General features: G+C 59.3%; 17 protein-coding genes. 11 read left to right on the top strand and 6 right to left on the bottom strand.

The features are described from left to right. The first annotated feature begins 2 nt into the window (after positions 1-2). From glyS to glmM, 7 genes are all read left to right on the top strand, one after another. Positions 3-2,237 (top strand): glycine--tRNA ligase subunit beta, encoded by a 2,235-nt coding sequence (glyS, locus tag GOW60_RS05440; protein WP_171228512.1) that lies wholly within the window; start codon positions 3-5, stop codon positions 2,235-2,237. A gap of 89 nt (positions 2,238-2,326) precedes the next feature. Then, positions 2,327-4,867, top strand: coding sequence for a putative PEP-binding protein (locus GOW60_RS05445; protein ID WP_152457617.1), 2,541 nt, complete (start codon positions 2,327-2,329; stop codon positions 4,865-4,867). Between the two features lie 187 nt (positions 4,868-5,054). Beyond that, positions 5,055-5,696, top strand: a complete 642-nt coding sequence (locus GOW60_RS05450) for a cell wall hydrolase (RefSeq protein WP_170346602.1) — start codon at positions 5,055-5,057, stop codon at positions 5,694-5,696. A gap of 73 nt (positions 5,697-5,769) precedes the next feature. Then, positions 5,770-7,143 (top strand): multicopper oxidase family protein, encoded by a 1,374-nt coding sequence (locus tag GOW60_RS05455; protein WP_171228513.1) that lies wholly within the window; start codon positions 5,770-5,772, stop codon positions 7,141-7,143. 101 nt (positions 7,144-7,244) lie between these two features. Continuing rightward, positions 7,245-8,165 carry a dihydroneopterin aldolase gene (locus GOW60_RS05460; protein WP_152457620.1) on the top strand — a complete coding sequence of 307 codons (921 nt, stop codon included), beginning with the start codon at positions 7,245-7,247 and terminating at the stop codon, positions 8,163-8,165. Then, the gene (gene folP, locus GOW60_RS05465; RefSeq protein ID WP_171228514.1) at positions 8,162-9,160 is read left to right on the top strand and encodes a dihydropteroate synthase; all 999 of its coding nucleotides are present in this window, start codon (positions 8,162-8,164) and stop codon (positions 9,158-9,160) included. Before GOW60_RS05460 ends, folP begins: the two co-directional genes overlap by 4 nt. A 33-nt stretch (positions 9,161-9,193) precedes the next feature. After that, positions 9,194-10,537, top strand: a complete 1,344-nt coding sequence (glmM, locus tag GOW60_RS05470) for a phosphoglucosamine mutase (protein ID WP_171228515.1) — start codon at positions 9,194-9,196, stop codon at positions 10,535-10,537. Here glmM and GOW60_RS05475 read toward each other — a convergent pair. Beyond that, on the bottom strand, positions 10,534-11,436 hold the full coding sequence (locus tag GOW60_RS05475; RefSeq protein WP_171228516.1) for a DMT family transporter: 903 nt from the start codon (positions 11,434-11,436) through the stop codon (positions 10,534-10,536). The genes glmM and GOW60_RS05475 overlap by 4 nt on opposite strands. A gap of 134 nt (positions 11,437-11,570) precedes the next feature. Next, positions 11,571-12,593 carry a ketol-acid reductoisomerase gene (gene ilvC, locus GOW60_RS05480; RefSeq protein ID WP_171170636.1) on the bottom strand — a complete coding sequence of 341 codons (1,023 nt, stop codon included), beginning with the start codon at positions 12,591-12,593 and terminating at the stop codon, positions 11,571-11,573. A gap of 131 nt (positions 12,594-12,724) precedes the next feature. Between ilvC and GOW60_RS05485 the strand changes: the two genes are divergently transcribed. Then, positions 12,725-13,180 (top strand): Lrp/AsnC family transcriptional regulator, encoded by a 456-nt coding sequence (locus GOW60_RS05485; RefSeq protein WP_171119589.1) that lies wholly within the window; start codon positions 12,725-12,727, stop codon positions 13,178-13,180. Further along, positions 13,177-13,635, top strand: coding sequence for an Lrp/AsnC family transcriptional regulator (locus tag GOW60_RS05490; protein WP_171228517.1), 459 nt, complete (start codon positions 13,177-13,179; stop codon positions 13,633-13,635). The genes GOW60_RS05485 and GOW60_RS05490 overlap by 4 nt, the downstream gene beginning before the upstream one ends. Before the next feature lie 6 nt (positions 13,636-13,641). Here the strand turns inward: GOW60_RS05490 and GOW60_RS05495 are convergent, their stop codons facing one another. Further along, positions 13,642-14,343, bottom strand: a complete 702-nt coding sequence (locus GOW60_RS05495) for a GntR family transcriptional regulator (protein WP_371809324.1) — start codon at positions 14,341-14,343, stop codon at positions 13,642-13,644. Positions 14,344-14,572: 229 nt separating this feature from the next. Here GOW60_RS05495 and GOW60_RS05500 point away from each other — a divergent pair, with 229 nt between their 5' ends. After that, positions 14,573-15,700, top strand: a complete 1,128-nt coding sequence (locus tag GOW60_RS05500) for an aminotransferase class V-fold PLP-dependent enzyme (RefSeq protein ID WP_171228519.1) — start codon at positions 14,573-14,575, stop codon at positions 15,698-15,700. A 12-nt stretch (positions 15,701-15,712) separates the two neighbouring features. On the opposite strand, the gene GOW60_RS05505 is transcribed toward GOW60_RS05500, so the two are convergent. The 3 genes from GOW60_RS05505 to GOW60_RS05515 form a co-directional block, all read right to left on the bottom strand. Next, a complete protein-coding gene (locus GOW60_RS05505; RefSeq protein ID WP_171228520.1) occupies positions 15,713-16,909 on the bottom strand; it encodes a UbiH/UbiF family hydroxylase in 1,197 nt (398 codons plus the stop codon). Between the two features lie 74 nt (positions 16,910-16,983). Next, positions 16,984-17,232 (bottom strand): hypothetical protein, encoded by a 249-nt coding sequence (locus tag GOW60_RS05510; protein ID WP_171228521.1) that lies wholly within the window; start codon positions 17,230-17,232, stop codon positions 16,984-16,986. 85 nt (positions 17,233-17,317) lie between these two features. Then, on the bottom strand, positions 17,318-17,962 hold the full coding sequence (locus GOW60_RS05515; RefSeq protein ID WP_171228522.1) for a pyrimidine 5'-nucleotidase: 645 nt from the start codon (positions 17,960-17,962) through the stop codon (positions 17,318-17,320). Positions 17,963-18,062: 100 nt separating this feature from the next. Between GOW60_RS05515 and GOW60_RS05520 the strand changes: the two genes are divergently transcribed. Then, positions 18,063-18,710 carry a GntR family transcriptional regulator gene (locus tag GOW60_RS05520; RefSeq protein ID WP_152457632.1) on the top strand — a complete coding sequence of 216 codons (648 nt, stop codon included), beginning with the start codon at positions 18,063-18,065 and terminating at the stop codon, positions 18,708-18,710. Positions 18,711-18,712 lie beyond the last annotated feature (2 nt).

Here is an 18,712-nt window from a genome sequence, read left to right on the forward strand (position 1 = left end):
CTATGCCCGACCTGCTGATCGAACTGTTTTCCGAAGAAATTCCTGCGCGGATGCAAACCCGTGCCGGTGAGGATCTGAAAAAGCGGATTACCGATGGTCTGGTCGAGGCCGGTTTGACCTATTCAAACGCGGCCGCACTGACCACACCGCGCCGCCTGACACTGGCGGTGGAAGGTCTGCTGGCGCAAAGCCCGACAATCCGGGAAGAGCGCAAAGGGCCCAAGGTTGGCGCGCCGGACAAGGCGATCGAAGGGTTCCTGCGGGGCGCGGGCCTGACCCGCGACCAACTGGAAGAGCGTGAGACACCCAAGGGCGCTGTCTATTTCGCCACCATCGAGAAACCGGGCCGCCCGGCCGCCGAGATCATTGCCGAAGTGCTGGAAGCCACCATTCGCAATTTCCCATGGCCCAAATCCATGCGTTGGGGCAGCGGCAGTCTGCGGTGGGTGCGCCCGTTGCATTCCATTCTGTGCATCTTGTCGGATGAATCAGGGGCGCAGGTTGTTCCGATGCAGGTCGATGGCATCCGTTCCGGTGACACCACGGCCGGTCATCGTTTCATGGCCCCCAACCAGTTCCCGGTTACGTCTTTCGAGGACTATGCCGCCAAGCTGAAACGCGCATTCGTTTTGCTGTCACAGGATGAACGTGCCGAACACATCTGGAATGATGCGCAGAACATGGCTTTTGCCGCCGGTCTGGAAATCGTCGAAGACAAGGGACTGTTGGCCGAGGTTGCCGGGCTGGTGGAATGGCCTGTGGTGTTGATGGGGAAAATCGACGAGGAATTCCTCGAATTGCCGCCCGAGGTGTTGCAGACCTCGATGAAAGAGCATCAGAAGTTCTTTTCGGTGAAGAACCCCAAGACTGGCCGGATCGAGCGTTTCATCACCGTCGCCAATCGCGAAACCACCGATAACGGCGCGACCATTCTGGCCGGCAATCAAAAGGTGCTGTCGGCGCGTCTGGCCGATGCCAAGTTCTTTTGGGAAAACGACCTGCGCGTCGCCAAAACGGACATCGCCCAATGGACCCGCGCGTTGGAGAATGTGACCTTCCACAACAAGCTGGGCACGCAGGCCGAGCGTATTGATCGCATCGCTGCTCTGGCCCGTGAACTGGCCCCGGTGACAGGCGCGGATGCCGATCAGGCCGAAAAGGCTGCGCGTCTGGCCAAAGCCGATCTGAGTTCCGAGATGGTCTATGAATTCCCCGAACTTCAGGGGCTCATGGGGCGGTATTACATCGAAGCCGCCGGCGAGGATGCCGCGGTGGCTGCTGTTGCGCAGGAACATTACTCGCCGCTGGGGCCGTCGGATGATGTGCCTGCGGCACCTCTGTCGGTCGCCGTGGCGCTTGCGGACAAACTTGATACTTTGGCCGGGTTCTGGGCGATCGATGAAAAGCCCACCGGGTCGAAGGACCCGTTTGCGCTGCGTCGCGCGGCCTTGGGGGTGATCCGGTTGATCCTGAACAATGATCTGCGGCTGAAGCTCGACCGTTTCTTCGACGCGCAACTCGTTCGGGCCGAAGCGGCTTCGAACGAAGCCTTGCACGACGGGCATGTCGCAGATCTGTTGGATGAGATTGCCGACCACGGTGTTTTCGGAGCGGCGTTCCGTACGGTGAAGGAGAAGCTTGCGGGCGACAAGGCCGGGACGCATCAAATGACGGACTTTCTGCATCTTGAACGGAAGGTACCCGATACGTCCGATGACCTTTCGTCCTTCTTCCACGACCGCCTCAAAGTCTTTCTGCGTGACGAGGGCATCCGCCACGACATCATCGATGCGTGCATCGCGATGGGGGGCAATGACGACCTCAACCTGCTGGTCAAACGTGCTCGCGCGTTGAATGCCGTGATCGCGACCGAGGATGGCGAAAACCTCGTGCAAGGGTTCAAGCGGGCCAACAACATCCTGACCCAGGCCGAGGAAAGGGACGGCGTGGAATACTCCTATGGCGCGGATGTGAAATTCGCCGAGACCGACAGCGAGAAGGCGCTTTTTGCGGCTTTGAATGGAGCGCAGACGCAAATCGACGTTGCCCTGAAATCCGAAGACTTCCCAACTGCAATGGCGGCCATGGCCGCGCTGCGCGGGCCGGTGGATGCGTTCTTTGAGGACGTACAGGTCAACACCGACAATGACGTGATTCGTCGTAACCGGTTGAACCTGCTCAGTCAGATCAGGCAGGTTTGTTCCAGCGTGGCCGATCTGTCGCGGATCGAAGGTTAAAACCTCGGGCACGCAGCGATGCGTGCCCACAACGCCCTTGCACGAAGGGCGCAAGCGCTTATGCTGCAGGCAAATCAAAAGGTGCTGCAGTGCAGAATAATCCGCATACCACGCTCATTACATCCGATGCGCCGGTCACGGCCCATACCCATGGCGGGCGGGCCAAGTGTCTGCAGCGGCTGGTCCGACTGGACCTGCCGGTGCCCCGGACCGTCGCCTTGTCGTTTGATGCGGTCCATCAGATTGCGGAAGGCGACGTTCCGAACCTTGACGCGATCCTTGAGCAATTCGATCCCACGACCTTGCTGTGCGTCCGACCAAGTTCTGAAGATCCCGACTGGGGTGGGCCCGGTGCGGTTCTGAACATTGGCATGAATGATGCCCGCTATGTGGACCTGTCCGACACCATGGGGGCAGAGGCCGCCGCTGCGCTGTATCTCAGGTTCGTTCAAAGCTATGCGATCCACGTGGCGCGGCTGGACGCGGATGTGTTTGATGACATCGACATGGATGGCAGCGAAGGCCTGCGCCATTCCCTGCGCGCGTACGAAGATGAAACGGACGAAGCCTTCCCGCAGGACCGGGGTGAGCAGTTGATCGGGGTTTTACGCTCGATGGCCCGTGCATGGGACGGGACATCCGCCCGGCTGCTGCGGCAGGCCAAGGGGGCCCCGGCAGATGCCGGTCTTGGGCTTGTCATTCAAGAGATGATCCCGGGCGTCGGGCAGGGTGAATGCGGATCAGGCGTGCTTCAACTGGTCGACTCGACCACCGGAATGCCGCAGATCACGGGGCGCTATCTGAGCCAGAGCCAGGGCCGGGATGCGCTGGGCGAAGATGTGGCGGCGCTGTTTCTTGAGAAAGACCCGCGAGGACCGTCGCTTGAAGAAGTCGCACCCAAAGCCTTTGCCGAGTTGAAAGAACAAGCCGCGCTGATGCGCGAAAAACTGCGCGAAGAAATGCAGGTCGAGTTCGTCATTCAAAACGGCAAAGTGCACATTCTGGATGGCGTCCGGGTTCAGAGAACGTCGCGCGCAGCGATGCGGATCGCCGTTCGTCTGGCTGAGGACGGGATCATACCGCCGCAAGAGGCGGTGATGCGTGTGGACCCCCATGCGTTGAATGAACTATTGCACCGGCAGGTCCATCCGGAAGCGCGGCGTGATGTTCTGACAACGGCCATCGGCGCCAGCCCGGGCGCCTCAACCGGAAAGATCGTGTTTACATCCGCAGAAGCGCAGGCCAGTGCCGCGCGCGGAGAGGCCTGCGTTCTGGTCCGCCGCGAAACCTCGCCCGAGGATGTGCGTGGGATGCATGCCGCCGTAGCGGTTCTGACGGAAAAGGGCGGCATGACCAGCCACGCTGCCGTGATAGGTCGCGGACTTGGCCTGCCCTGTATCGTTGGTGCCTCAGACATGCGGTTCCAGACCAAAAAAAAGATGCTGACCGCGCCCGATGGCCGTGTTTTCAAAACCGGTGATGTTTTGACCATCGATGGCAGTTCCGGTCAGGTGCTGGCAGGGCAGCCTGCCATGCTTGAGGCCGCATTGGATGATTGTTTTCAGACATTGATGGCCTGGGCCGATGCCGAGCGTGATATTGACATCCGCGCCAATGCCGACACGCCGGCCGATGCGCAGACGGCGCGCAATTTTCAGGCTCAGGGGATCGGCCTGTGCCGGACGGAACATATGTTCTTTGAACCCGGTCGCCTGATCGTGATGCGCGAGATGATTTTTGCGCAAACGTCCTCGGGCAGGGCGGCTGTGCTGGAACGTTTGCTTCCGATGCAACGCGAAGACTTTGTTCAACTGTTCAGAATCATGGAAGGGCAGCCTGTCTGCATTCGCCTGTTCGACCCGCCCTTGCACGAGTTCCTGCCCACCACGCGCAGCGGTCAACGGGAATTGGCCGAGGCGCTGGATTTGCCGGTTTCCGATGTCGAACGCCGGGTCAATGCGATGACTGAATACAACCCGATGCTGGGTTTGCGCGGCGTTCGTCTGGGCGTAACGGTGCCGGAAATCTATGACATGCAAGCGCGCGCGATCTTCGAAGCCACGCTTGATGCCAGAAAGAACGGCGCCCCGGTCGTGCCCGAAGTGATGATCCCGCTGGTCTCTGCGAAACGAGAGGTCGAACTGGTCAAGTCCCGCATCGATTCGGTTGCGGCCGCGGTCGCGTCAGAACGAGGGCAGGAATTTGAATATCGGCTGGGTGTGATGGTTGAAACCCCGCGCGCCTGTCTGCGCGCAGAAGAGATCGCCCCGCAGACCGCGTTCATGAGTTTCGGTACCAATGACCTGACGCAGATGACCTATGGTCTGTCCCGCGACGATGCCGGCCGTTTCATGTCCGCCTATGTTCGCCAGGGTGTCTTCGGCGAAGATCCGTTCCACGTTCTTGATCCGGATGGGGTCGGGGAATTGCTGAAGCTGGGAGCCGAACGGGGACGAGCCGCGAAACCGGATGTAACTCTGTCGGTTTGCGGAGAACACGGCGGAAACCCCGAATCAATCGCCATTTGCAGGGATTTGGGGTTCGACTATGTTTCGTGTTCGCCGTTCCGGGTTCCTGTCGCTCGGCTGGCTGCCGCTCAACTGGCGATTTCCTCCAGACTTGGGGGTTGACAGGGGCTGAAAACCCAAGGATTAGTGGGTTATCAGAACACTCGCAGGCGAAATTTATCTTCGCTGCGGGCAAGATTCCACTTGCATTTTCCGAAAGACTGGACCTTTGCGCTCGATTGCGTTAGATGCCTCGTCGCGCCCGCCGGGGGAGGGTATGGCGCGTGAAGTGCCTGTGCGAGGTTATCTGATGCTACGTTACATAATGGCTGTTGCCACAATGGCGGCAACCGTGCTGCCGAGTGCGTCCTTCGCCGAGAGGGAAGCAATTGATACTGCAAAGAAAGAACTTGTCGCCCGCAGCGAATTGCCGGCGCAAAGCTTTCGCGACTATTTCAAACTGTTCCAGCCGCGCAAGGCGGCCAAACCTGTTGAAGTAACATACTCCAAGGATTGGCTTGACCAACAGCCCAAGGCGACCGGTGACGAAAACTGGAAGTGCCTGTCCGAGGCGCTGTACTTCGAAGCCCGAGGCGAAAGCGTGCGAGGTCAGTTTGCGGTGGCCGAGGTCATTCTGAACCGGGTCAAAAGCAGCCGCTTTCCAAGTTCGCTGTGTGGTGTGATCCGCCAGGGCACCGGCAAGAAATACCAGTGCCAGTTCACCTATACATGTGACGGTCGCAAAGAGGTCATCCACGAGAAGAAAGCGTATGAGCGCGTGTCCAAGGTCGCTCGGGCCGCCATTGATGGTATCGGCCAAGAGCTGACCGAAGGGGCGACCCACTACCACACGACGGCGGTTCGGCCATCTTGGTCGCGGGTCTATAAACAGACTGCGCGGATCGGTGTGCACATTTTCTACCGCCACAACTATCGGACAGCGAGCAACTGATTGACGCACCCGCGCTGGAAGCTTGATGGCGCGTGGCAGGTTGCAGTCTATATTGCGGGCCAGGAGGCCCGTAATGCTTTTCACCCGACGACACATTCTGAAAACAGCCGCCGCAGTCGCCATTTTGCCGGTCGCGGCCGAAGCTGGTTATCTGCCGCTCAAGGCGCATCTGAGCCGGCAGCGCGTTGCGCCCGATGGGTTTCCTGACACGACGGTCTGGAGTTACGGTGACACAGTTCCCGGTACGATCATAAAGGTCGATCAGGGCGCACGCGTTCAGCGCAAGCTGGTGAATGACCTTCCCCAACCCACATCGGTGCATTGGCACGGGATACGCATAGACAACGCCATGGATGGTGTGCCTGGCCTGACGCAGGATGTTGTCGAACCGGGCGGCACTTTTGACTATGATTTCGTTGTCCCGGATGCGGGCACCTATTGGTACCACGCGCACAACCAGTCGATGGAACAAGTTGCCCGCGGGCTTTACGGGCCGCTGATCGTTGCAGAGGCCACGGCACCGGATGTCGATCAGGATCTGGTGCTGATGTTGGATGATTGGCGGTTGAACCCTGAGACCGCGCAGATAACGGATGATTTCGACAATGGCCATGATCTGAGCCATGCAGGTCGGATTGGGAACATCCTGACCGTCAACGGATCATTCGATCCCGCGTTTGCGGTACGCAGAAACGAGCGACTGCGACTTCGATTGGTCAACGCGTCCAATGCCCGGATATTTGATCTGGATCTTGATGGTCTTTCGGGGTGGATCGTCGCCTTGGATGGAATGCCCTTGGAAACACCGCTGCGGCTGTCGGGCTCTTTCCCGCTGGCACCTGCGCAGCGTGCGGATCTGATTGTGGATGTCGTCACCGAGGGCGAAACGGCAAGCCTGGTCAGCGTCGAAAGAGATGGTTCCTTTGGGCTGGCGCGGTTCGAGGTTGGTGGAAACGCTGCCGGGGCGCACAGGCAGGGCGTGTCAGCATTGCCGCCTAACCCTTTGCCTGAGATCGGAAATCTTCAACATGCCAGAACGCACCGGATGGTTTTGCAAGGTGGCGCAATGCGCTGGCTGGAAAGCGCCCGGCTGGGTGAAACGGAACTGTCAGGCCGCGAGCTGGCGCAGTTGGGCAAATTCTGGGCGCTGAACGGTTACGCCGAGCGCCCCGAAGATCCGTTTCTGGATGCGGCCGTCGGCAGTTTGCACAGGATCGAGTTCGTGAATGAAACCGCATTTCCGCACGCAATGCATCTGCACGGGCATCACTTCCGGCTGATCATGGACGATGGCTCTCTGGGCCCCTGGCGTGATACCGTTCTGGTCAGGCGGGGACAGGCGCGCCAAATTGCATTGATCGCGGACAATCCCGGGAACTGGTTGCTGCATTGTCATATGCTTGGGCATGCTGCTTCGGGGATGATGAGCTGGTTTCGGGTCTCGTGACGCCGCATTCGGCGGTTGGAATGGCGCTTGTTTGAGTGCTATAGGCCCTCGCGACGCCTATAGTAGGCAAACGATGCAACGAGCCCGAAAAGGCCTGCCCCATGAGTTCTGAAATCCGTCTGGCATTCGCACACCCGTCCGAACGGTCCGAGGCGACGTCTCCTCGGGGGCCGTTGGATCGTATCTCGTTGCGCGACCATATCGTCGAAGTCGAAATCGGCGCCTTCCAGGCCGAGCGGGGAACAACCCAGCGGATCTGCTTCAACATCGTGGTCGAAGTCCGGCCTCTGACGGACCCGATTGATGATGATGTGGATCGCATCCTGTCATATGACCGGGTAACGGAATCCATCGCCTATGAGCTGGCGGCCGAGCGTCTGAACCTGCTTGAGACATTGGCCGAACGCGTTGCGGAACGCATCCTGCTTGAACCTCAGGCTGTAAGGGTTTTTGTTCGCATCGAAAAACTGGATCGGGGACCGGGTGCGTTGGGGGTTGAGATCGTGCGCGGAAAAGACTCGGTCCATCATGAGGTGGCCGAAGAAGAACGCCCGCATCCCCGCCTTGTCTTCCTATCGAATGACGCCATCGCGTCGGAGAACCTGAAGGGTTGGATCGATCAGTTGGAGAACCGCCAGCGCCCGCTGATCCTGTGTGTCGGGGCATCCGACCTGGCCGCTCCGCAAACGGGTCATGCGATGACGCAACGCCGAATTGACCTGTTGGCAATCGAACAGAATGCCTGGGTTCTGGCGGCACGGGACCATCGCTGTGTGGTGGTCTCAACGCGGACAGAATTGGATTGGGCGATGAAGAATGGCCAGATCTGTGTCTGGGCCCCATCCAAGATCGTCCTGGATGCCGTTGACGGCCCGTCTGCCGCCCCGTCGGATGCAGTGGCGCTGGCTGCATGGTTCGCGGCGACCTTTGAAGCGAGCGAAATGATGGTGATCGGCGGCGCATTGCCGACGGAACCCAAAACGCCCTTGCGCGCTGTTGCGGTGGATCAGGCCCAGCTGTGAGAACCTATTTCAGACCACTGGTCCAGCATGGAACGACCCGTCCCACAGGCGCTGTGCCGCTGGCGGGCCAACCCCTTTGGTTCACCCATGTCGAAGCGCTGCGGCGCGGGTCCGAACCCGAAATCGTCGCGGCCTCGGACGTTCCGTCAGATTGCCTGAGCCGTTTGATCCAACCGCGGGCTGACGTGGCGGGCCTTGATATGCAGGTGCCTCATATCATGGGGATTCTGAATGCCACGCCGGACAGTTTCTCGGATGGCGGTGTTCACAGCTCGGTAGATGCTGCTCGCGTGGCTGCGGTGAATATGGTGGCGCATGGTGCCACGATTCTGGATATCGGCGGAGAGTCCACCCGTCCGGGTGCGGATTTTGTCCCGGCCGAGGAAGAAATCGCCCGAACCCGCCCGTTGATCGAAGCGATCCGGTCGGAAACAGGCGCTTTGATTTCCATCGATACACGAAAGGTCGATGTCGCCAAGGCTGCCTGCGCGGCCGGGGCAGGGTTGGTCAACGATGTCTCGGGCTTCACCTTCGATCCGGCATTGGCACCGTTCTGTGCCGCGCAGGGAGTGCCTGTCTGTGTCATGCATATGCAGGGTGATCCGGCGACGATGCAGATCAATCCGCGATACGACAGTGTATTGCTGGATGTTTACGATTTTCTCGAAGGCCAGATCGCGTTGCTGGAACGTCTTGGCCTAAGCCGCGATAAGATCGTTGTGGATCCCGGGATCGGGTTTGGGAAGACCGAGGATCACAACCTGACCCTTTTGCGCAATCTCAGCCTGTTCCACGGCTTGGGCTGCCCGATCCTGCTGGGCGTGTCGCGCAAGGGCTTTATTGGTACCATCGGAAAAGAGCCTTGCAAGACTGCCCGCGCGCCGGGATCAATCGGGGTGGCTCTGGCGGGATTGTCTCAGGGCGTGCAGATCATCCGCGTTCATGACGTGGCCGAGACCTGTCAGGCCTTGCGCCTATGGGCTGCTGTCCGGTAATCCGGTCGCACGGCAAATCACGGAGTGACACCTATGCGCAAGCTGTTCGGAACCGACGGGGTGCGGGGCACCGCCAACACGCATCCGATGACTGCAGAGATGGCGTTGCGCATCGGGGCCGCTGTCGGGCGGTATTTCCGACGGGACGCGACAGGGGTGCACCGGGTTGTCATCGGCAAGGATACGCGTTTGTCCGGCTATATGCTGGAAAACGCGCTGACGGCCGGTTTGACGTCCACTGGAATGAACGTGCTGCTGCTGGGGCCGGTTCCGACGCCCGCCGTTGGCCTCATGACGCGCTCCATGAGGGCTGATCTGGGCGTCATGATCTCGGCCAGCCACAACCCTGCCGAAGACAACGGAATCAAGTTCTTTGGGCCGGACGGCTATAAACTGTCCGATCAGGCCGAGGTCGAGATCGAAAGGCTGATCGACGAAGGCGTCAGACCCGCCCAGGCGCAGAATATCGGCCGAGCGCGCCGGGTTGATGACGCACGGTTTCGCTATGGCGAACGTGTGAAGTCGTCGTTGCCGCGGAACGTCAGTCTGGATGGTTTGAAGGTGGTGATCGATTGTGCGAACGGCGCAGCCCACCGCACCGCGCCAGAGGTTCTGTGGGAGCTGGGCGCAGAAGTGATCCCCGTGGGAATCGCGCCCAACGGCAAGAACATCAATCTCAACTGCGGATCGACCAAGCCTCAACTGGCCGCAGAAACCGTTGTCGCGCATGGCGCCGATGTGGGCATTTGTCTGGACGGCGACGCGGACAGGGTGGTTGTGGTCGACGAAACCGGTCAGGTGGCTGACGGCGATCAGCTGATGGCTTTGCTGGCGACGGCATGGAAGAAATCGGGCCAGTTGAAGGGTGACGCCCTGGTCGCGACCGTCATGTCCAACCTGGGCCTGGAGCGCCATCTGACAGCGCAAGGGTTGCGTCTGGAGCGAACGGCCGTCGGTGATCGCTACGTGGTCGAACGGATGCGTGAAGGAGGGTTCAACCTTGGTGGGGAACAGTCCGGCCATATCGTGATGAGCGATTACGCCACCACCGGTGATGGGTTGATGGCAGGTCTGCATTTTCTGGCGGAAATGGTTCTGTCCGGGCGCAAGGCATCTGATTTGTCCAAGCAGTTCGAAACCGTTCCGCAGTTGCTGAAGAATGTGCGCTATTCCAGCGATCAAACACCGTTGGAGGTTCAAAGTGTTCAGGCGGCCATCGCCGATGCCGAGGCGCGGCTGAACGGGCAGGGCCGGTTGTTGATCCGCAAATCCGGGACCGAACCTCTGATCCGCGTGATGGCTGAATGCGAAGACGATGGGTTGCTGACCCAAGTTGTCGACAGCATCGTGGCAGAGGTCGAAGCCGCCACAAGCTAATTCCCGAACAAAACCTTTCGCAGGCTGAACCACTGGCTGATGGCCATGCCGGTCAGGATCAGGGCCAGAGCGATGAAAAAGCGCAGGGGCAGGGCCTCGGACAAGATCCATGCGCCGAACACCATCGACCAGATCGGCACCTGGTAATTCACCAATGTCAGGAAAACCGACCCGGCGCTGCGGGTGATCGAAACGCGCAAAAGGGTGGCAAACGCGGTTGGCAGCAAACCCAGAACGATCAGGGCGATTGTCGGGCGTGGGCCTTGCCAGGTCGGCAGCCCCTCGGTGAGCAGCATTATGGGCAGAAGAAGCGCGGCGCCGACAACCAGCGTCAGGGCAGCCAGTACCAAAGGGTCAACCGGCGGGCAGCGTCGAGTCAGCACGGATGAACTTGCGTAACACAGCGCCGCCGTGATGCAGGCCAGTTGCGCGACGGGTTCGGCCCCTTGGCCCAATTGTGCAAGGCCGGGTCCGATCAAAACCAGGGCCCCCGAAAAGCCAAGGCACACCCCCAGAAACCGGCGCAGGTTCAGTGGCTCATCCGAGAAGAAATGCGCCAGCGGCAGCACCATCAGCGGGATGGCAGCCATGGACAGCCCCGCAAAGGCAGATGGCACAAATTGCTGCCCCCAGCTCAGCAACATGAATGGCACGGCAGTGGACAGCACGCCAATAAGGACAATTGAAGTACTCAGCGCCGGTGTCAGAACAGGCAGCTTGCGGCCGGTCGCCCTCATCATCAGCAACAGGGTAACTGCGCCCAGCGTGGTTCGCGAGGTGGCAACGGTGGTTGGGCCATACCCTTCAAGTGCCATGGCAACGACCATGAAAGTCGCGCCCCAGATCAGGCCCAGCGTGAAGACGCCGCTCCAGTCCTGTTTTGTCGGCTGTTGAACCATTGATTGTCCTGTCGGAACGCGCGGGTGCGCCAAAAAAAATTAAACCTGACCGGCTGTTTATGTGCCTTGCCGGACCTTTGTTCAAACGAAAAGGGCGGCCACGCGGGCCGCCCTGTGACAGGCTTCTGCCCTTCTTAGTTCTTTTCTTTGTCGACCATCTTTCCGGCCGAGATCCACGGCATCATGCCGCGCAGCTTGGCGCCGGTTTCTTCGATCATGTGCTCGTCATTGGCGCGGCGCGCCGCTTTGATGGTCGGCTGGCCAACGGCGTTTTCCAGCATGAAGTCACGAACGAATTTACCCTGCTGGATGTCGTTCAGAACCTCTTTCATACGCGCTTTGGTCTCGTCGTATTTCAGGATACGCGGCCCGGTGACATACTGGCCGTATTCGGCGGTGTTCGAGATCGAATAATCCATGTTGGCGATGCCGCCTTCATAGATCAGGTCAACGATCAGTTTCACTTCGTGCAGGCACTCGAAATAGGCCATTTCAGGGGCGTAACCGGCTTCGACCAGAGTTTCAAAGCCGCAGCGGATCAGTTCGACCAGACCGCCGCACAGAACCGCCTGTTCGCCGAACAGGTCGGTTTCACATTCTTCACGGAAGTTGGTTTCGATGATGCCCGAGCGGCCGCCACCGATGGCCGAGCAGTAGGACAGGCCGATTTCCAGCGCCTTGCCGGTTGCATCGTTGTGGACAGCGACCAGGCAGGGCACGCCGCCGCCTTTGGTGTATTCGCCGCGCACGGTGTGGCCGGGGCCCTTGGGGGCCATCATGATGACGTCGACGCCTTCTTTCGGCTCGATCAGGCCGAAATGGACGTTCAGGCCGTGGGCGAAGGCAATCGCGGCACCCGGCTTGATGTTGTCGTGGACGTATTTTTTGTAGGTCTCGGCCTGAAGCTCGTCGGGCATGGTGAACATGATCACGTCACACCAGGCGGCCGCCTCGGCGATGCCCATGACTTCCAGGCCCTCGGCTTCGGCTTTCTTGGCCGAAGGCGAACCTTCGCGCAGCGCGATGACCAGGTTCTTCGCACCTGAATCGCGCAGGTTCAGCGCGTGCGCGTGACCTTGCGAGCCATAGCCCAGGATGGCCACTTTCTTGTCTTTGATCAGGTTGATATCGCAATCGCGATCGTAATAGACGCGCATTTCGCCGGTCCTTTCTGGTTTGATTGCGGCGGTTGTATCTGCCTGTTCGCGCAATGGCGATAGGGTTGGGCTTGAGTATTTGCGAAAAAGATGAAGAATAATTCGCGCTAATCGGAGAATGTGAAAAAATCATGCTTGATGATATTGATCGGCGTATTCTGCGCCACTTTCAAGCAGACCCGAGCCTGACAACAGCGGAACTGGCCGATCTTTGCCGGATCAGTGCGGGCGTCTGCTGGCGGCGAATCGAAAAGATGCAGGCCGCAGGGATCATCGAAGGGCAGGAGGCCGTGATAGACTGGGCCGCGATGGGATATGCCGTCGAGGTTTCGCTTCGGATCACGCTCGACAAGACGCAGGCCCGAGCTTTCGACGATTTCACGCAGGCGGCGCGTGACGTGGCAGAGGTGATCGAAATCCAGACCTTTCTGGGTCGTGTCGATGTTCGTCTTTCCGTCATTGCAAGAGACATGAAGCACTATCAGCAGCTTTATCGCGACCGGATTCTGACCCTGCCGCATATTGCCGATATCGAAGCCCTTATGCACATCGCGCGGGTCAAGCGGGACGAGGTGCTGCCGGTATGATCGAGCTGGATGAGATTGATCGCCGTCTTCTTCGCGCGCTGCAACAGGATGCCACGCAAAGTGCCGGAGCATTGGGGCGCAGGTTCGGATTATCCCAACCCGCCACCTGGCGTCGCATTCGCCGGCTGGAAGACGCAGGAATAATCAAGGGCCGTCGGCTGCGTCTGAATGCCGAGTCGCTGGGATTCGGTGTCACAGTCTTTCTGGGCATCAAGCTGGGGCGCAAGGGCCAAGTCAGCCTTGAAGATTTTGAGCGCGCTGTCAGTGCCGTTCCCGAGGTGCAGACCGTCGAGCATGTGCTGGGGCTGTATGATTATCGACTGCGTGTCGTGGCCCGGGACCTGGCCGATTTCGAACGTGTTTTGCGGCGCCGGATCATGACTCTGCCGGGTGCAGGCGACGTCGAGGCCAATGTTCTGCTGAGCGAAGAACGTCTGCCCGGTCCCATTGGCTGAACAGAGTCAGTACTTGGTGCGGATGCAATAGCCCGGATGATGCGTCATGCGCGCAAAGGTAAGCGGCCTGTCTTCTTTCCAGGTGGTGCGCTCCATTTGAATCATGGATGTTCCCGCCGTGGTGCCCATGAATTCTGCCAGTCGCGCATCTGCGGAAATGGCACAGAAAGCGACCTCGGCATCGGTGAAAGGTGCGGCCGTCAACAGCCATTCATGTGGCCCCTGTTCGAACAGGTCCGCGTCCTCCACATCAGGTACGGCCTCGATGTTGATCCATCGTTCTTCCATCTGGAAGGGCCGATTGTCCGCATAGTGCATACAGATTACATGTAGAACACGCGCATCCGGTGCCACGTTGATCTGCGAGGAAAGCCATCCTGGGCTGGTGACGACATTCCTTTCCACAAGCGCATAACGATAGTTTGCATTCTGGCTTTCGACCACTTGCCGCGCCAGTGACAATTCGAGTTTGGCGTGTTTGCTGGGCTCTTTCTTGACGCGTGTGCCGCTCTTGCGTTTGCGCTCGACAAAGCCCTGTTCGGCCAGTTCTCTCAAGGCTCTGTTCACAGTGGCCCGGGCGCAATTGAACTCCTCTGCCAGTTGGGTCTCCGTCGGCAAAAGCGATCCTTGTGGCCAGACACGGCTTTCAATGCGTCGTTTTACTTCGTCTCGAACGAACTGGAAGCTGATCCGCTTTTGTATCGTCACGGGTGAATCTATCCCTTCAAGTATAAAGTGTGCGCATCTGTTCAGAAGCAAGTAGAAGTGTAAAGGGGAAGTGACACTGGTTGGCGTCATTTTCGTGCTTTCACGAATTTAAGCGAAAAAAATTATGTGTTTGTTAAGCTTTACGTTGGGTCAAATTTTGCCGCGAAAGGGCTTTACCCGAACTGACAAAGCGGACAAGACTTCGAAAACGCTTTGGAGAGGATGCGCCATGCCAGGCTTGCTGGAAACCGTTGACCCGAACGGGCTCGAAGAATTCTCGGTCGTATTTACGGACCGCTCGCTGAACCATATGTCGCAGAAGTTTCAGCAGGTGATGCGCGACATTTCGGATATGTTGAAGGGCGTGTACAATGCAGATGGCGTCGCCGTTATTCCCGGCGGTGGAACCTATGCCATGGAAGCGGTCGCCCGACAGTTCGGGCACGGCGCAGATGTGCTTGTGGTTCGCAATGGATGGTTTTCGTACCGGTGGAGCCAGATCATTGAAAGCGGGTCTCTGACAAACTCGACCACAGTCATGAAGGCGCGCGAGACTGGCAATTCCAGCCCATCGCCTTTTGCGCCTGCTCCGATCGAAGAGGTCGTCGCCGCGATTCGCGAACAAAAGCCCGGTGTTGTTTTTGCTCCGCATGTCGAAACGTCGGCGGGGGTCATTCTGCCGGATGACTATGTGACCGTGCTGGCAAGCGCGGCGCATGAGGTGGGTGCGTTGATGGTGTTGGATTGCATTGCGTCGGGTTGCGCCTGGGTGGACATGAAAGCCACCGGTGTCGATGTTCTGATCTCGGCGCCGCAGAAAGGGTGGAGCGCCTCGCCATGTGCCGGTCTGGTCATGTTGTCTGAACGCGGAGAGGCACGTCTGGAGCAGACCAGTTCCGACAGTTTCGCCCTTGATCTGAAGAAATGGCGGCAGATCATGCAAGCCTATGAAAACGGCGGCCACGCCTACCATGCCACGATGCCGACCGATGCGTTGCTGGCCTTCCGCGACACCATGGCAGAGACGCGTGAATACGGGTTCGAAAAGTTGCGTGCGGCGCAATGGGCGCTGGGTGACGGTGTGCGATCGATGCTCAAGGACAAGGGTGTCGTTTCGGTTGCGGCCGACGGTTTCGGCGCGCCCGGAGTTGTGGTCAGCTACACCTCGGATCCCGAAATCCAGAACGGCAAGAAATTTGCGGCACTTGGCATGCAGATTGCCGCGGGTGTTCCGTTGCAATGTGATGAGCCCGAAGGGTTCAGCACGTTCCGGTTGGGTCTGTTCGGGCTCGACAAGCTGTACGACGTGGACGGCACCATCGCGCGTTTGAAACGGGTGCTGGATCAGGTTCTGTAAGCGGACCGGACCTTAGCGAACGCCGAGGCCCATCTGCATCAAAGTCTTGCGCACTGGCGGCAGGGAATAGAGCGCGCTCAGCCCCATCGCCCGTGCATCCCGCAGCGGCCGCGTCTCGATCATCGAGGCGCGGTTCAGCAGATCAATGCCTTTGACGCGCATCTCGATCTCGGTGTGACGGGCTTTGTGATAGGCACCCAGAATCTGTTCGTCTCCCAGAACTTCGGGCCGGGCCTGTGCCAAATCCAGCAGGCAACGCAGGTCGCCCAGAGACATGTTCAATCCTTGTGCCCCGATGGGAGGCACCACATGCGCCGCCTCGGCCATCAGCGCGATGCGTTCACCCGCCAGACGTTCAGCCGATTGGCTGATGATGGGCCAGATCGTTCTGCGGGATGCCAATTTCAGCGGGCCGAACAACCCGCAGGACCGAGATGTCATGGCGGCCTCGAACGCCTCGGGTTTCAGGTTCAGGAGTTCAACGGCCTTCGGTCCGCGTTCCATCCAGACGATGGCGGACGAGGGCTGCCCGTTCCAGTCCGGCAGAGGCACCAGCGTGAATGGCCCCCCGGATCTGTGAATCTCGGTCGAGACATTCTCGTGTGGAATGGGGTGCGTCACCGCAAATGCCAGCGCCTTCTGCCCATATCGTGTTGTGTGCACCTTGATGCCGGCTGCTTCTCGCATCGGCGAGTTGCGACCATCGGCAGCAAGCACAAGCTTGCACCGGACGCGGCTGCCATCACTCAGGCTCACGCGGGCTTCGGCGGTTCGGGTGAACAGGCTGGTGGTCGCGGTGCCGGGACGGAAATCGACATTTGGCAACTCGGCCAGTCGTGCCACCATTTCACGGCGCAACAGCCAGTTGGGTAGGTTCCAGCCGAAAGGTTGTTCGGAGATGTCGGCCGCGTTGAAGTCGCGAACGACGCGTGGCTCGGGCAAGTCGCCCCCGGCGTCAACGATCCGCATGACTTGCAACGGGGCCGCCTGTGCATCCAGTCTTGCCCACAGACCGCATTGTTCCAGCAGGCCGCGCGCAGGCTGCAAAAAAGCCGTGGTGCGCAGATCTGACCCGTCCACGTCCCGCTCGGTGATTGGAGGGCTCGGATCAACGCAGATCACTTCAAAACCTGCCGTTCCGAATACCGCCGCAGCGGTCAGACCGGCGATCCCGCCACCGGAAATCAGGATGTCACAGCTGTCGGACATGGCGCCTCTCATCATTCTGGGCAGAACCTAGTTCGGATCTGCCCCAAGTGCCAAGTGACATCCTGTCCCGTATTTCAGCCCCGTGAAATCAGGATGAGGATCAGAAACATCAGCGGCACCATCATAAGGGCAGGGATGTAGAGGCCGGGAAGGCCGAACAACATGATGGAACAGCCCCACATGCTGAAAATCGCAGCGGCGGTGTAATACAAGTCTTCGGCCTTGGCGTTGACCGCGTCGCGCGCCAGCCATCCAAAGACGGGAATTGCAAAGAAAAGGCGCTGCCAAATCGGCAGGCGCAGCGGCATGTCAATCGCGCTCATCGGGGTCTCCATCTGTTCGTCGCTGCCGCGCATATAGGGGTGTGGATGCGCGTGCAGAACGTGCAGATCGTCGCAGTGTGACAGCCTATCGCAGGCGCGCCAGAAACGCGGTCAGATCGTCCGTGTGATGGTGGATGTGATCGGCTTCATGCGGGTCGGGAGAAACATGAACCGTGCGCATTCCCATCTCGTGCGGGGCCGCGAGATTGCGTGGTTCATCTTCGAACATGGCTGCCATTTCGGTCTGAAGACCGTCTTTTTCAAAAATCGCTTCGAACGCAGCTTTTTCGGGTTTTGGTCGGTATCCTGCATGTTCAACACCGTATATCGCGTCGAACAGGCCTGTCAGGCCGCGTGCCTCAAGGACCCGTTCCGCATAGGGCGCGCTGCCGTTGGTGTAGACGATCCGCCGGCCGGGAAGGGCGCGGATGTGATCGGCCAGTTCCGCATCCGGGTCCATGTGGCTCATGTCAACCTGATGTACCGCGTGCAGGTAGGGGTCGGGGTCCAGGTCATGTTCGGCCATCAACCCGGCCAGCGTGGTCCCGTATTCCCGCCAGTAATGCGCGCGCAGCCGGTCGGCCTCGGCCCGGTCAACACCGATGGCTTGCACCACATAATCCGTCATCAGAACTTCTATCTGATCGAACAGCCGCATATGCGGTGGGTATAGGGTGTTGTCCAGATCGAACACCCATTGTGTGACATGACGAAACGAAGGTTTGACCATGGCTTGGGTTTAGGGCGCGGTCGGGCGGTTTTCAATGCTGTACTTGATCGCCGCCCCCTGTCACGGCTAGACATGTCCGAACGAGGAGACAAACGATCCCATGAGCCAGACCCGATCCCCGACCAAGGACGCCTACAGCCTTATCCTGGAAGCCATCGATGTGGGTGTATACAAACCCGGTGATCGGTTGGTCGAAAGCGAACTGGCAGAGCGTTTCGGAGTGTCACGCACCCCGATCCGCGAAGCGTTGCAACGGTTGGAAACCCAGTCTCTGCTGGAACGGGACGGGCGGTCGTTGATCGTCGCATCCCTGGATCACAACCAGATGGCCGAGCTTTACATCGTGCGCCGGGAACTTGAAGGGCTGGCTGCGCGCCTGGCGGCAAAACACGCCACCGAAGAAGAAATAAAGGTTCTTCAGGACATGGTCGTCGAAGATGACAAGCTGATCGATGACCCAACGGCCTTGTCGCGCGCCAACCGACGGTTTCACGAACAGATTCATCTGGCTTCACACAACCGCTATCTGGTTCAACAGCTTGATCTGGTTCACCGGACCATGGCCCTGATGGCGACCACTTCGCTGGCAGTTCAGGGGCGTGGCGAGATCGCGCAAAGTGAGCATAAGGGAATCGTCGATGCCATCGCAGCCCGAGACGAGGAGGCTGCGGGGCAGGCGTTGAAGGAACATATTTCGGTCGCCTTCATGACACGTCTGAAACAGGATGCCAGTCGTCGCGACAAATGAAC

Source organism: Ruegeria sp. HKCCA4008, assembly GCF_013033125.1.
Classification (GTDB): Bacteria; Pseudomonadota; Alphaproteobacteria; order Rhodobacterales; family Rhodobacteraceae; genus Ruegeria.

Coding starts and splice junctions, on each gene's coding strand:
- glyS (WP_171228512.1), top strand. CDS start 3: ATGCCCGACCTGCTGATCGAACTGTTTTCCGAAGAAATTCCTGCGCGG.
- GOW60_RS05450 (WP_170346602.1), top strand. CDS start 5,055: ATGCTACGTTACATAATGGCTGTTGCCACAATGGCGGCAACCGTGCTG.
- GOW60_RS05455 (WP_171228513.1), top strand. CDS start 5,770: ATGCTTTTCACCCGACGACACATTCTGAAAACAGCCGCCGCAGTCGCC.
- GOW60_RS05460 (WP_152457620.1), top strand. CDS start 7,245: ATGAGTTCTGAAATCCGTCTGGCATTCGCACACCCGTCCGAACGGTCC.
- glmM (WP_171228515.1), top strand. CDS start 9,194: ATGCGCAAGCTGTTCGGAACCGACGGGGTGCGGGGCACCGCCAACACG.
- GOW60_RS05475 (WP_171228516.1), bottom strand. CDS start 11,436: ATGGTTCAACAGCCGACAAAACAGGACTGGAGCGGCGTCTTCACGCTG.
- ilvC (WP_171170636.1), bottom strand. CDS start 12,593: ATGCGCGTCTATTACGATCGCGATTGCGATATCAACCTGATCAAAGAC.
- GOW60_RS05485 (WP_171119589.1), top strand. CDS start 12,725: ATGCTTGATGATATTGATCGGCGTATTCTGCGCCACTTTCAAGCAGAC.
- GOW60_RS05490 (WP_171228517.1), top strand. CDS start 13,177: ATGATCGAGCTGGATGAGATTGATCGCCGTCTTCTTCGCGCGCTGCAA.
- GOW60_RS05500 (WP_171228519.1), top strand. CDS start 14,573: ATGCCAGGCTTGCTGGAAACCGTTGACCCGAACGGGCTCGAAGAATTC.
- GOW60_RS05505 (WP_171228520.1), bottom strand. CDS start 16,909: ATGTCCGACAGCTGTGACATCCTGATTTCCGGTGGCGGGATCGCCGGT.
- GOW60_RS05510 (WP_171228521.1), bottom strand. CDS start 17,232: ATGAGCGCGATTGACATGCCGCTGCGCCTGCCGATTTGGCAGCGCCTT.
- GOW60_RS05515 (WP_171228522.1), bottom strand. CDS start 17,962: ATGGTCAAACCTTCGTTTCGTCATGTCACACAATGGGTGTTCGATCTG.
- GOW60_RS05520 (WP_152457632.1), top strand. CDS start 18,063: ATGAGCCAGACCCGATCCCCGACCAAGGACGCCTACAGCCTTATCCTG.